Origin of the sequence: Pseudomonas silesiensis (assembly GCF_001661075.1) — a bacterium.
In the GTDB taxonomy this organism is placed as follows: Bacteria; Pseudomonadota; Gammaproteobacteria; order Pseudomonadales; family Pseudomonadaceae; genus Aquipseudomonas; species Aquipseudomonas silesiensis.
In genome coordinates, this window is record NZ_CP014870.1 from 5,704,776 (window position 1) to 5,718,969 (window position 14,194).

Consider the following 14,194-nt stretch of genomic DNA (forward strand, 5'->3'; position numbering starts at 1 on the left):
GCCTAACCGGCTGATGAGGTACACCACACGATGTTTAGTTTTATTGCCCGCCGACTGGGGTTGTTGATCCCTACGTTCTTCGGCATCACCTTGCTGACTTTCGCGTTGATTCGCATGATTCCGGGCGACCCCGTGGAAGTGATGATGGGTGAACGTCGGGTCGACCCCGAAATGCATGCTCAGGCAATGGAACGCCTTGGTCTGAACAAACCCCTGTATGCCCAATACCTGGATTACATCGGCAAACTGGCCCAGGGCGATCTCGGCGAATCCCTGCGCACCCGGGAAAGCGTCTGGACCGAGTTCAGCTCGCTGTTCCCCGCGACCCTGGAACTGTCCATGGCCGCCCTGCTGTTCGCCGGCATCCTGGGCCTGTTGGCCGGGGTGATCGCGGCACTCAAGCGAGGATCCCTGTTCGACCACGGGGTGATGGGCATCTCCCTGGCGGGATATTCGATGCCGATCTTCTGGTGGGGCCTGATCCTGATCATGTTCTTCTCGGTGTCCCTGGGCTGGACCCCGGTGTCCGGGCGGATCGACCTGCTCTACGACATCGAGCCGCGCACCGGCTTCATGTTGATCGACACGCTGCTGGCCGATGACGTCGGAGCGTTCTTCGATGCCCTGCATCACCTGATCCTGCCGGCCATCGTGCTCGGCACTATCCCGCTGGCGGTGATTGCGCGGATGACCCGCTCGTCGATGCTCGAAGTGCTGCGTGAGGACTACATCCGTACCGCCCGCGCCAAAGGCCTGTCGCCGTCGCGCGTGGTGTTCGTCCACGGCCTGCGTAACGCGCTGATCCCCGTGCTGACCGTGGTCGGCCTGCAAGTCGGCACATTGCTGGCAGGTGCGGTCCTGACCGAAACCATCTTCTCCTGGCCCGGCATCGGCAAATGGCTGATCGAAGCCATTGGCGCACGGGATTATCCCGTGGTGCAGAACGGCATCCTGTTAATCGCCTGCCTGGTGATTCTGGTCAACTTCGTGGTGGACATCCTCTACGGCTTTGCCAACCCACGCATCCGTCATCAGCGCTGAGATCATCATGACCATGACCACTCCAGCTTCAACTTCAAATCAAGCGGTAACAGTCGATCAAAGCCTGCTGTACCCGTCGCCGTACAAAGAATTCTGGCACGCCTTCTCCCGCAACAAAGGCGCCGTTGCCGGCCTGATGTTCATGCTGCTGATCATTTTCTGCGCGATCTTCGCGCCGTGGGTTGCCCCGCATAACCCGAGCGAGCAATACCGTGACTTCCTGCTGACCCCGCCAGCCTGGCTGGAAGGCGGGCAGATCCAGTTCCTGCTCGGCACCGATGAACTGGGTCGCGACCTGCTGTCGCGGCTGATCAACGGTTCGCGCCTGTCCCTGCTGATCGGCTTGTCGTCGGTGGTGATGTCGCTGATCCCCGGGATCCTGATGGGGCTGTTCGCCGGGTTCTTCCCGCGGATTCTGGGCCCGACCATCATGCGTCTGATGGACATCATGCTGGCCCTGCCGTCCCTGCTGCTGGCCGTGGCGATTGTCGCCATCCTCGGCCCTGGCCTGATCAACACCATTATCGCCATCGCCGTGGTTTCGTTGCCGTCCTATGTTCGCCTGACCCGCGCCGCGGTGATGGGCGAATTGAACCGCGACTACGTGACCGCCGCGCGCCTGGCCGGTGCCGGTCTGCCACGCCTGATGTTCGTCACCGTGCTGCCCAACTGCATGGCACCGCTGATCGTTCAGGCAACCTTGAGCTTCTCCTCGGCAATTCTCGATGCCGCGGCACTGGGCTTCCTCGGCCTTGGCGTACAACCGCCAACGCCTGAGTGGGGCACCATGCTGGCTTCGGCTCGCGACTACATCGAACGCGCCTGGTGGGTCGTCAGCCTGCCTGGCTTGACCATTTTGCTCAGCGTGCTGGCAATCAACTTGATGGGCGACGGCCTGCGCGATGCGCTGGACCCGAAACTCAAGAACGCCGCCTGAGGAGATTCACATGTCACTGTTGGAAATCAAGAATCTCAACGTTCGCTTCGGCGACAAGAACGCCGTTCCGGTGGTCGACGGGCTCGATATCACCGTGGACAAGGGCGAAGTGCTGGCCATCGTTGGCGAATCGGGTTCCGGTAAATCCGTGACCATGATGGCGCTGATGGGCCTGATCGAACATCCAGGGATCGTCACCGCCGACGCCCTGAATTTCGACGGCAAGAACATGCTCAAGCTGAGCAACCGCCAGCGCCGGCAAATCGTCGGCAAAGACCTGGCCATGGTGTTCCAGGACCCGATGACCGCGCTGAACCCGAGCTACACCGTCGGTTTCCAGATCGAAGAAGTGCTGCGCCTGCACCTGAAAATGTCTGGCAAGCAAGCCCGCGCCCGCGCCATCGAACTGCTGGAAAAAGTTGAAATACCCGGCGCCGCCAGCCGCATGAATGCCTACCCGCATCAACTGTCCGGCGGCATGAGCCAGCGCGTTGCGATCGCCATGGCGATTGCCGGCGAACCGAAACTGCTGATCGCCGACGAACCGACCACGGCGCTGGATGTGACCATTCAGGCGCAGATCATGGACCTGCTGCTGGCCCTGCAGAAAGAGCAGAACATGGGCCTGGTGCTGATCACCCACGACCTCGCGGTCGTGGCCGAAACCGCCCAGCGCGTGTGCGTGATGTACGCGGGGCAAGCGGTGGAAGTCGGTCAGGTGCCACAACTGTTCGACATCCCGGCACACCCGTACAGCGAAGCACTGCTCAAGGCGATTCCGGAACACAGCCTGGGCGCCGCGCGCCTGTCGACACTGCCGGGCATCGTCCCCGGTCGTTACGACCGACCGCAAGGCTGCCTGCTGTCGCCGCGCTGCCCGTACGTGCAGGAGAACTGCCGCACGCAACGTCCGGCCCTTGACCCGAAAAGCCACAGCCTCGCCCGCTGCTTCTACCCGCTGAATCAGGAGGTGGCGTAATGGCCGTCGTACTTACCGCCCGCAACCTGACCCGTCACTACGAAGTGTCCCGCGGACTGTTCAAGGGCCACGCTACCGTGCGCGCCCTGAACGGAGTGTCGTTCGAACTGGAAGCCGGCAAGACCCTCGCCGTCGTCGGCGAATCGGGTTGCGGCAAATCCACCCTGGCCCGTGCCCTGACCCTGATCGAGGAGCCGTCCTCCGGTTCCTTGAAAATCGCCGGCCAGGAAGTCGCCGGCGCCGACAAGGCCCAGCGCAAGCAATTGCGCAAAGACGTGCAGATGGTGTTCCAGAGCCCGTACGCCTCGTTGAACCCGCGGCAGAAAGTCGGTGATCAGCTGGCCGAACCGCTGCTGATCAATACCAATCTTTCAGCGGCTGAGCGCCGTGAAAAAGTCCAGGCGATGATGAAGCAGGTGGGCTTGCGTCCTGAGCACTACCAACGTTATCCGCACATGTTCTCCGGCGGTCAGCGCCAGCGGATCGCCCTGGCCCGGGCGATGATGCTGCAACCGAAAGTGCTGGTGGCGGACGAACCGACTTCGGCGCTGGACGTGTCGATCCAGGCCCAAGTGCTGAACCTGTTCATGGACCTGCAGCAGGAGTTCAACACCGCCTACGTGTTCATCTCCCACAACCTGGCGGTGGTGCGGCACGTGGCCGATCACGTGATGGTGATGTACCTCGGCCGCCCGGTGGAAATGGGCCCCAAGGAAGACATCTACACCCGTCCTCTGCACCCCTATACCCAGGCGCTGTTGTCGGCGACCCCGACCATTCACCCGGATCCGGACAAGCCGAAAATCAAGATCGTCGGCGAATTGCCCAACCCGCTGAACCCACCGTCAGGCTGTGCTTTCCATAAGCGCTGCCCTTACGCGACCGAGCGTTGCAGCACTGAAGAGCCAGCCCTGCGCCTGCTGGACAGCCGGCAGGTAGCGTGCCACTACGCCGAGCAATTCCTCGACGGCGCGGCATAAGCAAACCTGGAACCGACACAAAAAACTGTGGGAGCGAGACCGGCTTGCCGGGGAAGGAGGAGGATCAGTCAATGAAAGTATCAACTGACACACCGCTTTCGCCGGCAAGCCGGTCTCGCTCCCACAGGGGTAATTGATCGGCTCACGAAACTCCTCTACTTCGACTGCGCTTCAGTCGGGGGAGAAGGGGTTTTCTTTTGTTTGCGTTTTGCATTTGGCTATCGCCGTCGAAGTCCGTTTCGTCGTTGAATCGTCATCGCCGTCACCCGGTAGTAGTTCGTCTTCCCCCACTCCCAACAAGCGAGTCGCCTGATAAACAAGTGGTATGGAGAACAACGCCAGGGCCGCGCTTGCGAACCAGACGCTATGCCCGCCGAAATGACCATACAACTGGCCTCCGAGCGTAGGCGATAGCAGCACACTCGCACTCCAGAACATGGAAAAAAGACCGAAGTAGTGGCCACTTTTTCCTGCTTGCGCACGCTGCATAACCAACACGTTCAGGGTGGGCATGAAAAGAATTTCGCCCAGCGTCCAAACCGTAGTCGACAGGCAGACATAAAATATCCCGGAACCCAAGGGCAACATTCCAAGTCCGCAAGCCAGCAACACGCTGCCTGCCATCAGTTGCCGACGCGCGCCCCACTGCTCACTCCAATGAGATAGCGGAATTTGCAGTAGCACTACCAACACTGCATTGAGTGCAAATTGCCACCCGATGGCTTCATTATCCAACCGATAGTAATCGAGCAGATAGTTGCCCAGCATGCTGTAGACCGGTTCAAAGGCAAGGCCGAGTACCACCGAAGCTGCCAATAACCAGAGAAAAGGCTTGTCCCTGGTAGTGACAGATGGGCCCGAGGGCGTATTAAGGGCTTCATCCCGTATTAAAACATCACGATGAAAAGTTGCCTGAATAAACCAGACCAGGGCCAACAGCGTCATGCCTGCGCTGACGAAAAACACCCAACGAAAATCAGTCTGCGCCAGGACTCCACCTACGGCCCCTGCTACCGCCATACCCAAGTTGCTCGCGACACGACTCAACGACTGCGCACGAACGCGCTGCGCAACCTGGCAATACTCCATGATCAAACGCTGGTGCAGCGTACGAATCGCCCCATCGAGTGCACCGCTGATCAGCAGCAATCCAGCCAGTAAAGGCACCTCGGTGACCAGCCCCAACAGAACCAATACCCATGCCGAGCCAAAAAACAACAAAGCGGTGAGCCGCGCCGTTGAAAAATGGTCGCTCAGCAGGCCACCACCCATCGATCCAATCAGCAAGCCGGCCCCGTAACCAGATAACAGCCAGCCAACGGTTTCAATCGCAAGCCCCAACTCCTGACGCAGGTACAACGCCATGAACAGTTTGACCATGGCGCTCAGCCGACTGATGAAGATCAGCGCAGCAAGCATCCAGGCCATTGGACAGAAATAGCCGTTTAGCCGAATAAAATGAATGAGCCGACTAGTCATCCCATTCATCCAGGTTGTGACTCACCTGGCTATGAATACCTTTTGAAGCGAAAGGAATGTCCGAACGGATCTCGTGATTTGCATCGAAAAAATACTGCGCTTGTAGCCGTCCTTCAGCATCCAGACCTATCAGAGGATTGTTTACCAAGAATTGTCTGGTTGAAGGACAAAGCGTCGGCGCTCGAATCAATAATCGCCATTGGCCAAAAGCGTTACCTGGAATAACAGCCCGTGCCCCAAAGCGTTTTTTGTATTGGAAAGTACCTTTACTCAAAAACGGCTCACACCCTTGGAAGTCGACACAATCAATGAACGATTGACTGGACGCCCATTTCAGAATTGCGTGATAGACAAAGTTCTGCGCTCCATTTGCTCGATGAATGGCGGCACCACCGTCCACCCCAATCAATCGTGCATTCAGGGTGCGTGTTGACGTATCCATCTGCGAAATACTCCCAGCCACCCATTCATCATTCAAATGGACGCGGAACAGCATTCCACGCTTGAACAATTGCGAATAAGCCGCTTGCTCTTGCACACTTCTTGCCAATGTCCCATAACGAGCGTTCATGGTCGGGACATGCATGGAACGGTAAAAGGAGAAGAAATGCTCATCATCCAGTGACACATCGAAACAAAAGCCTTTTTCGACCAATTGAGCATGGCGCTTGCTCTCTCGATTAGAGAACTGCCCCAACACAGCCCTCCAGTTTTTGGAAACATCAACTTTCTGGTGAATTCTGCTGAGCCCAATAATATCGCCTGGCCTCTGGCATTGCCGAATCACATCCAACGAAGTCATTAATAAAATTATACCGGCTCGATTTTGGCTAATAAAAACCTCAAGCTGCTTCCATTCCAACGTACCTTCTTGCTCTACGAATGAATGTTCAAAAAAACATTGATCCACAAAAGGTGCAATGTAGAGAAGTCCTTCTGCCATTCCGACGTAGACAAGACGCGTCGGTATCCCAGCTTTGGAGCTTCCCTTGTAGATGCGAAAATGGCAAAGTGACTCCGGATTCATTAGAAGATCAGCGCTCATGGTTCGCAGTGACTGCGAAGTATCTCCATCATCTCTTCAGCATTGCTAACGAATGTCAGTCCATCAGTAGGGATGACTTCATAGTCCCCTCGGCAATAGGAACCCGATGCATGAATGGTGCAACCGTCCATTCCCACCAGTAACTGTCGGTCAATCGCATTCAAGCAACCTGTCATGGCCATCACCAATGACCATTCTTTCAGATCCCTGGGGTCTGCGGGCAATCTGACGGGTGTATCAGCCAGCAACTGGGCACATTCACTGTAGCGCTGCATGCACTCATAGAGCGAAACGACTATTCCCGAGCCCCCATTGGCTTTGACCAATCCGCTCATTTCTACGGCGGTAGGCGGAAGGTGCGTATAAAAAGTAGGTTCAAGAATTTCGTCGGGGCTCCAGGTCGCGGCAGGAAAATGCGGTGACTCCAGCTGAACCCATAAACCATTGGATGCCTTTGTGTAACTTGGCGTAGAAGCACCCTCGAAATTTCCATCAAGTAAATGCAGTACCATGTCACTGGTTGCCAGATGCTGAACCAAGAGAAATGAAGGCGTGGAAACCTGTTTCTTGTGTTGTTTCAGTACTTCTACGCCAGAGCAATATCCTAAAAGACCATATGCACTCGACACTGCATGCACATGAACGGTCTTGCGATCAGTGTCCCAAGCATCACCATACTCGAAGTCGAAAAACGCCCGAGTTTGATCAGAGAATCGGTAATTTTCAAGCCGAAGGGAATGCCATAACTTCAACTCACCCATTGGATTATGGCTGAAAAGCGACTTGAACTGCTGCCCAACAACCTTCACTGCTTCCGGCGAGGCTGTATCTAAAACGAACACAGGGTTCAATGCACGCAACCGAACATCATCGTAAAGTTCGGTTCTACGAACTTTACCGATCGTCTGCGCAGGCGTCAGCGTGACAATGCGCAATTGCTCCGGATGAACCAATTTTGCTTTCAACGCACGTAGAACCGCGTCACGGAGTGCAATGGCTTTGTTACCGGACGAAGGAGAAAACAACAGAATGCTGTCCCCGGTCTCCTGAATATGGCGAATGGCACGTGCAACGATCAGTGTCGAAGCCAAGGTCTTTGTCGTTTGAGTATTCGCATTTTGCCTCAAATCGAATAATCGTAACGGTACCCCGCGGTAATTGCCCATCTCAAAAAATTGCGCAGTAGCAACAGAAAGAAAGGACTGCATGCGAGCATCCAGCGGAGGTAGCTTCATGGCTGGTTCAAATGCATCGCTGCAGTGGTCAAATTCAAAATCGGCGACACTACTGACGATCAGATCGTAGTAGCGCTCGATTACGGAAGTGGGAGTTTGAGCTCGCTGTGTCGCCTGCGCGGCTGAACCGGTTTTAATCACGTCCATTTGTCTTTTGCTCCCACTGCTGAATAGGTGCTGAGTGCGATGTCCTCTGAAAGCTAGGCGTTCACGGCTTGGTTGTCGCGGGTAAAAAAGAGTCGATAACGCAAAAGCAGAACCAAGCTACGAGATCAGGAAAAAAATCCTACAGAAAGACCTCACTTTCTATCGACATGGGGCTCTCCGACAATTCGACTTGCCCGCGATGGCGGTGTATCAGTTAATGAATCGCTGAATGACACTTCGCAATCGCGGGCAAGTCGAATCGTCGCACCGCCGCTCCCACAGAGACTGCGTTTCACCCGGGGTTAAGTGATAACCCAACCTCTTCCACCGCGATCACACATCAGTCAGGCAGAAGAGGATCTTGTGTTGGCGATCGACGTCTGGCTGTCGTCCTCGCCCTCGTCACCTTCCATAGAATCGTCCTCATCCGTGCTGCCAGCCAGCAGCAGGTCACCCGGCTCTGATCCGGATTGGGCAATCATCGTCTCGCTCTGCGTGCCCTGCCAATTCCAGGCCTGCTTTTCATGGTCCTGACATTCCGCCCATGCTGCCGACGAACCGAGGGACAGTAGGACCAACACCTTCAGCAACAACACACCGCGTAGAAACATGCTCATAGCCAACGCCCTCCTGCCCACGACGAACCCGGGTGCCGTGGCGTTTGTGCGAGATCCAGTTGTAATCGAGCGGGTTCTCAAACCAGGACGTTGATGATCGCCGGGAAATGCCATGGGTGCAGAGAATGGTTTTGCATAATCGCTATGGCGAATGGTTATTTAACAGCCCACAGATGCCCCCTGTAGGAGCGAGCTTGCTCGCGATGGTGGATCAGTCAACACTTGCCTAGCTGACACTCCATCGCGAGCAAGCTCGCTCCTACAGGTGAAAACTGTCGGCCAAAGAAAAACCCCGCAGCTTTCGCAACGGGGTTTTGGATGTAACCAATCAGCGCTTAATGATGCTCACGGGTCGCGCGGAATTTCACGTCCGGCCAGCGCTCTTCCATCAGTGCCAGGTTGACCCGGGTCGGGGCCAGGTAGGTCAGGTGACCGCCGCCGTCGACCGCGAGGTTTTCCACGGCCTTGACCCGGAATTCCTCGAGTTTCTTCTTGTCGTCGCAATCGATCCAGCGCGCGGAGTACACGGTGATCGGCTCGTAGGAGCACTCGACCTTGTATTCCTCTTTCAGGCGGCTGGCGACCACATCGAACTGCAGCACACCGACGGCGCCGAGGATGATGTCGTTGCTGCGCTCGGGGAAGAACACCTGGGTCGCGCCCTCTTCCGCCAGCTGCTGCAGGCCCTGGCGCAGTTGCTTGGACTTGAGCGGATCACGCAGGCGCACGCGGCGGAACAATTCCGGGGCGAAGTGCGGGATGCCGGTGAAGCCCAGGACTTCGCCTTCGGTGAAGGTGTCGCCGATCTGGATGGTACCGTGGTTGTGCAGGCCGATGATGTCGCCGGCAAAGGCCTCTTCCAGCTGTTCACGCTCGGAGGAGAAGAACGTCAGGGCATCGCCGATCCGCACGTCTTTGCCGGTGCGCACGTGGCGCATCTTCATGCCTTTTTCGTACTTGCCGGAGCAGATACGCATGAAGGCGATACGGTCGCGGTGTTTCGGGTCCATGTTCGCCTGGATCTTGAACACGAAGCCGGCGAATTTCTCTTCGACCGGTTCCACGGTGCGCTCGTTGGCCACACGGGCCAGGGGTTTCGGCGCCCAGTTGACCACGGCGTCGAGCACGTGATCGACACCGAAGTTGCCCAGTGCGGTACCGAAGAATACCGGGGTCAGTTGGCCGTCGAGGAATTCCTGCTGGTTGAATTCGTGGCAGGCGCCCTGCACCAGTTCCAGCTGATCGACGAAGCGATCGTACTCGTCGCCCAAGTGCGCGCGGGCTTCATCGGAGTCGAGCTTCTCGATGATTTTCACATCGGTGCGCTCGTGGCCGTGACCGGCGGTGTAGACGATGATGTAGTCGTCGGCGAGGTGATAGACGCCCTTGAAGTCACGGTAGCAACCGATCGGCCAGGTGATCGGCGCGGCCTTGATCTTCAGGACGGCTTCGATTTCGTCGAGCAGTTCGATCGGGTCGCGAATGTCACGGTCGAGCTTGTTGATGAAGCTGACGATCGGCGTGTCGCGCAGACGGCAGACGTCCATCAACGCAATCGTACGTGGCTCAACGCCTTTACCGCCGTCGAGGACCATCAAGGCCGAGTCCACCGCCGTCAGGGTGCGGTAGGTATCTTCGGAGAAGTCTTCGTGGCCCGGGGTGTCGAGCAGGTTGATCATGTGGTCGCGATACGGGAACTGCATGACCGACGTGGTAATGGAAATACCCCGTTGTTTTTCCATTTCCATCCAGTCGGAGGTGGCATGGCGGTCGGATTTACGAGATTTCACCGTACCGGCTACCGCAATCGCCTTGCCCATCAGCAAGAGCTTCTCGGTGATGGTGGTTTTACCGGCATCGGGGTGGGAAATAATGGCGAAAGTGCGGCGTTTCGCGACTTCGGCGGCCTGTTTGGTCATGGGAAATCGCCTGGCAGGTGATTCAAAAAAGGGCGCAGATTATAGCCCAACTTGAGTCAATAACCGAACCGTTGAGCACATTAGGGGTGGCCAAATGCTGCTTCAGATGGGAACCTTTCAGACCGTGGAGGCGTCCACTCCCCTGTTACGACTATTCGTCAGGGTTGAAAAATCAGCAAGTTAGCCTGACGAGGCTGCGCTTATGGCTCGATTTCATGCGGTTCCACCAGCATGAAGAGCTGCTTCTCGCGAACGTTGTTTTCCCGGCAGCCAGGAATGGCATGCCACACGGGACTGCGTCCGCCGACTGAACAAAAGGAGTCCGCCTGTGGCTATTCGCTATGGCAAGGGGCTGATAGGAGGTGCGGTTGTCGTCGCCCTCCTGGCCCTGCTGGTCCACTGGATTGGCATCAACACGATCGAACATTACCGCGACGATTTGTTGTTTTACCTGCAAGCTCATTTGATTCTCGTCCTCGTTTCCATGCTGGCCGCCCTTGTTGTGGGCATACCCGCCGGTATCTTCCTCAGCCGCCCGACCATGGTTGGACGCGCCGAACGCTTCATGCAGATCTTCAACATCGGCAACACCGTGCCGCCTCTCGCCGTGCTGGCCATCGCCCTGGGTGTCCTCGGCATCGGCAGCGGCCCCGCAATCTTCGCCCTGTTCCTCGCCTCGCTGTTGCCGATCGTGCGCAACACCTATGAAGGCCTGAAAAACGTCCAGGGTTCGCTCAAGGAAGCGGCCGTCGGCATCGGCATGACACCGACTCAGGTGTTGTGGCGGGTCGAACTGCCGAACGCCGTGCCGATCATCATCGGTGGCGTGCGCGTGGCGCTGGCGATCAACGTCGGTACCGCACCCCTGGCGTTCCTGATCGGCGCCAACAGCCTGGGCAGCCTGATTTTCCCCGGCATCGCCCTGAACAATCAGCCGCAACTGATGCTCGGCGCGGCGTGCACCGCCCTGCTGGCCTTGCTGCTCGACGGCCTGGTGACACTCGCCAGCCGCCTCTGGCTCGAACGCGGGCTGCGCCCGTCTTAAGCCTCGGCAAAGGAATCGATATGAAAAAACTATGCTTATTTTTAGGCTGCGCCCTGCTGTTCGCAGGATTTGCCCAAGCCGCTGAAAAACCTGTAATCCGCATCGGCGCCCGGGTGTTCACCGAACAAACCCTGCTCGCGGAAATCACCTCCCAGTACCTGCGCACCAAGGGTTACGACACCCAGGTGACCGGCGGTCTGGGCAGCACCCTCGCTCGCAGCGCTCAAGAAAGTGGGCAACTGGACCTGATGTGGGAATACACCGGCGTGTCGCTGGTGGCTTACAACCATGTCACTGACAAACTCGACAGCGCTCAGTCCTACGCCCGGGTGAAAGAACTCGACGCGAAAAAAGGCCTGATCTGGCTCACCCCGTCGAAGTTCAGCAACACCTACGCCCTGGCGCTGCCGGAAAAGACCGCGAAGGCTTATCCGCAGATCAACACCATCAGCGAGCTGAACACGGTGATGCAGGCCGAGGCGAAGACCAACCACCTCGTCGCCCTAGACACCGAGTTCGCCAACCGTTCCGACGGCATGGCCGGCATGGTCGACCTCTACGGCATGAACCTGACCCGTAAAAACACCCGCCAGATGGATGCCGGGCTGGTCTACACCGCCCTGCGCAATGGTCAGGTGTTTGCCGGCCTGGTCTATACCACCGACGGTCGTTTGAACGCCTTCAAGCTCAAACTGCTGGAAGACGACAAGCACTACTTCCCCGACTACACCGCCGCGCCGGTCGTGCGCCAGGAGTACCTGGACGCCCATCCGACACTGGCGGAAGACATCAAACCGCTGGCCGAGCTGTTCGATGACGCCACCATGCGTGCGCTGAATGCGCGGGTCGATGTCGATCACGAAAGCCCTTCATCCGTTGCCGCAGATTTCCTGCGCCAGCACCCTATCAACTGAGGAGGAAAAGACATGGAATTTTTGAACGCCTTTTCCCATCTCGACTGGGCGCAGGTCGCGCAATTGACCTGGCAGCACATCACCCTGGTCGGCATTGCCGTGACATTGGCGATCCTCGTTGGCGTGCCGCTGGGCATCCTGATGACGCGCTTCCCGACACTCGCCGGTCCCTTGCAAGCCAGCGCCACGGTGCTGCTGACCGTGCCGTCGATTGCCCTGTTCGGCCTGCTGCTGCCGTTCTACTCGAAATTCGGCCAGGGCCTGGGCCCGATGCCGGCGATCACGGCAGTGTTCTTGTACTCGCTGCTGCCGATCATGCGTAACACCTACCTCGCCCTGACCGGCGTCGAACCCGGCATTCGCGAAGCCGCCCGCGGCATCGGCATGACCTTTGGCCAGCGCCTGCGCATGGTCGAGCTGCCGATCGCCGTGCCGGTGATCCTCGCCGGTGTGCGCACCGCCGTGGTCATGAACATTGGCGTCATGACCATCGCCGCGACCATCGGCGCCGGTGGCCTTGGTGTACTTATTCTCGCTTCAATCAGCCGCAGCGACATGTCGATGCTGATCGTCGGCGCCGTGCTGGTCAGTCTCCTGGCCATCTTCGCCGACCTGCTTCTGCAATGGCTGCAACGCACGCTGACTCCAAAAGGACTCCTGAAATGATCGAACTTCAAAACCTCAGCAAGACCTTCCAAAGCAACGGCAAAGATGTGAAAGCCGTGGACTCGGTAAGCCTGACCGTCAATGAAGGCGAGATCTGTGTGTTCCTCGGGCCATCGGGCTGCGGCAAAAGCACCACGCTGAAGATGATCAACCGTCTGATCAAGCCGACCTCGGGCAAGATCCTGATCAATGGCGAAGACACCACCGACCTCGACGCCGTGACCCTGCGCCGCAATATCGGTTATGTGATCCAGCAGATCGGTCTGTTCCCGAACATGACCATCGAGGAAAACATCACCATCGTTCCGCGCCTGCTGGGCTGGGACAAGCAGAAATGCCACGACCGCGCCCGGGAGTTGATGAGCATGATCAAGCTCGAGCCCAAGCAGTACCTGACTCGCTACCCGCGTGAGTTGTCCGGTGGCCAGCAACAGCGGATCGGCGTGATTCGCGCCCTGGCGGCCGATGCGCCGTTGCTGTTGATGGACGAACCGTTCGGCGCGGTCGACCCGATCAACCGCGAGATGATCCAGAACGAGTTCTTCGAGATGCAGCGGGCGCTGAACAAGACGGTGATCATGGTCAGCCATGACATCGACGAAGCGATCAAGCTGGGCGACAAGATCGCGATCTTCCGCGCCGGCAAGCTGTTGCAGATCGACCACCCGGATACGTTGCTGGCGCATCCGGCGGATGACTTTGTCAGCAACTTCGTCGGCCAGGACAGCACGCTCAAGCGGCTGTTGCTGGTAAAAGCCGAAGATGCGGCGGACAACGCGCCGTCGGTGAGCCCGGAAACCCCGGTGGCCGAAGCGCTGGAATTGATGGACGAACTGGACCGTCGTTATGTGGTGGTCACGGATGGTGAGAATAAGGCGCTCGGTTATGTACGACGTCGCGACCTGCACCGTCAGACCGGCACTTGCGCGCAATACCGGCGCGAATTCAACGCCACGGCGGCGTACGACGAGCATTTGCGCATCCTGCTGTCGCGCATGTACGAGTTCAACCGTTCGTGGCTGCCGGTGATGGATGCCGAGCGGGTGTTCCTCGGTGAGGTGACCCAGGAGTCGATTGCCGAGTACCTGAGTTCCGGTAAGTCCCGTGGCGGCAAGACCAGCATTGTTTCGCCGGCTGAAACTGCGGTCGCCTGATCGGACGCCTTCGCGGGCAAGCCCGCTCCCACAGTG

General features: G+C 57.9%; 13 protein-coding genes. 8 read left to right on the forward strand and 5 right to left on the reverse strand.

Annotated elements, in window-relative coordinates; genetic code table 11:
• Nucleotides 1-30: 30 nt before the first annotated feature.
• Genes PMA3_RS25315 through PMA3_RS25330 form a run of 4 tightly spaced genes read left to right on the forward strand, consistent with a single transcriptional unit; the run spans nucleotide 31 to nucleotide 3,937 of the window.
• The gene (locus PMA3_RS25315) at nucleotides 31-1,041 is read left to right on the forward strand and encodes an ABC transporter permease subunit (protein WP_064679756.1); all 1,011 of its coding nucleotides are present in this window, start codon (nucleotides 31-33) and stop codon (nucleotides 1,039-1,041) included.
• A 13-nt stretch (nucleotides 1,042-1,054) separates the two neighbouring features.
• Nucleotides 1,055-1,978 (forward strand): ABC transporter permease subunit, encoded by a 924-nt coding sequence (locus PMA3_RS25320; protein WP_064680801.1) that lies wholly within the window; start codon nucleotides 1,055-1,057, stop codon nucleotides 1,976-1,978.
• Between the two features lie 10 nt (nucleotides 1,979-1,988).
• Entirely contained in the window at nucleotides 1,989-2,957 is a 969-nt protein-coding gene (locus tag PMA3_RS25325) for an ABC transporter ATP-binding protein (protein WP_064679757.1), read from the forward strand.
• Entirely contained in the window at nucleotides 2,957-3,937 is a 981-nt protein-coding gene (locus PMA3_RS25330) for a peptide ABC transporter ATP-binding protein (protein ID WP_064679758.1), read from the forward strand. The genes PMA3_RS25325 and PMA3_RS25330 overlap by 1 nt, the downstream gene beginning before the upstream one ends.
• 171 nt (nucleotides 3,938-4,108) lie before the next feature.
• Here PMA3_RS25330 and PMA3_RS25335 read toward each other — a convergent pair whose 3' ends face one another.
• The 5 genes from PMA3_RS25335 to PMA3_RS25355 all read right to left on the reverse strand — a co-directional run bounded on the left by PMA3_RS25335 (nucleotide 4,109) and on the right by PMA3_RS25355 (nucleotide 10,379).
• Complete coding sequence (locus PMA3_RS25335) at nucleotides 4,109-5,416, reverse strand: MFS transporter (protein WP_082930421.1); 1,308 nt, start codon at nucleotides 5,414-5,416, stop codon at nucleotides 4,109-4,111.
• The gene (locus PMA3_RS25340) at nucleotides 5,409-6,461 is read right to left on the reverse strand and encodes a hypothetical protein (RefSeq protein ID WP_064679759.1); all 1,053 of its coding nucleotides are present in this window, start codon (nucleotides 6,459-6,461) and stop codon (nucleotides 5,409-5,411) included. Before PMA3_RS25340 ends, PMA3_RS25335 begins: the two co-directional genes overlap by 8 nt.
• Nucleotides 6,458-7,843, reverse strand: coding sequence for a DUF6002 family protein (locus PMA3_RS25345; protein WP_064679760.1), 1,386 nt, complete (start codon nucleotides 7,841-7,843; stop codon nucleotides 6,458-6,460). Before PMA3_RS25345 ends, PMA3_RS25340 begins: the two co-directional genes overlap by 4 nt.
• Before the next feature lie 344 nt (nucleotides 7,844-8,187).
• Nucleotides 8,188-8,460: a hypothetical protein gene (locus PMA3_RS25350; RefSeq protein WP_064679761.1), complete on the reverse strand. Its 273-nt coding sequence runs from the start codon at nucleotides 8,458-8,460 to the stop codon at nucleotides 8,188-8,190.
• Between the two features lie 335 nt (nucleotides 8,461-8,795).
• Complete coding sequence (locus tag PMA3_RS25355; RefSeq protein WP_064679762.1) at nucleotides 8,796-10,379, reverse strand: peptide chain release factor 3; 1,584 nt, start codon at nucleotides 10,377-10,379, stop codon at nucleotides 8,796-8,798.
• A 328-nt stretch (nucleotides 10,380-10,707) separates the two neighbouring features.
• Here PMA3_RS25355 and PMA3_RS25360 point away from each other — a divergent pair, with 328 nt between their 5' ends.
• Genes PMA3_RS25360 through PMA3_RS25375 form a run of 4 tightly spaced genes read left to right on the forward strand, consistent with a single transcriptional unit; the run spans nucleotide 10,708 to nucleotide 14,158 of the window.
• Entirely contained in the window at nucleotides 10,708-11,424 is a 717-nt protein-coding gene (locus tag PMA3_RS25360) for an ABC transporter permease (protein ID WP_064679763.1), read from the forward strand.
• Nucleotides 11,425-11,444: 20 nt separating this feature from the next.
• Nucleotides 11,445-12,338 carry a glycine betaine ABC transporter substrate-binding protein gene (locus tag PMA3_RS25365; protein ID WP_064679764.1) on the forward strand — a complete coding sequence of 298 codons (894 nt, stop codon included), beginning with the start codon at nucleotides 11,445-11,447 and terminating at the stop codon, nucleotides 12,336-12,338.
• A 12-nt stretch (nucleotides 12,339-12,350) separates the two neighbouring features.
• A complete protein-coding gene (locus PMA3_RS25370; protein WP_064679765.1) occupies nucleotides 12,351-13,004 on the forward strand; it encodes an ABC transporter permease in 654 nt (217 codons plus the stop codon).
• Nucleotides 13,001-14,158, forward strand: coding sequence for an osmoprotectant ABC transporter ATP-binding protein OsmV (locus tag PMA3_RS25375; protein WP_064679766.1), 1,158 nt, complete (start codon nucleotides 13,001-13,003; stop codon nucleotides 14,156-14,158). Before PMA3_RS25370 ends, PMA3_RS25375 begins: the two co-directional genes overlap by 4 nt.
• Nucleotides 14,159-14,194: the final 36 nt, after the last annotated feature.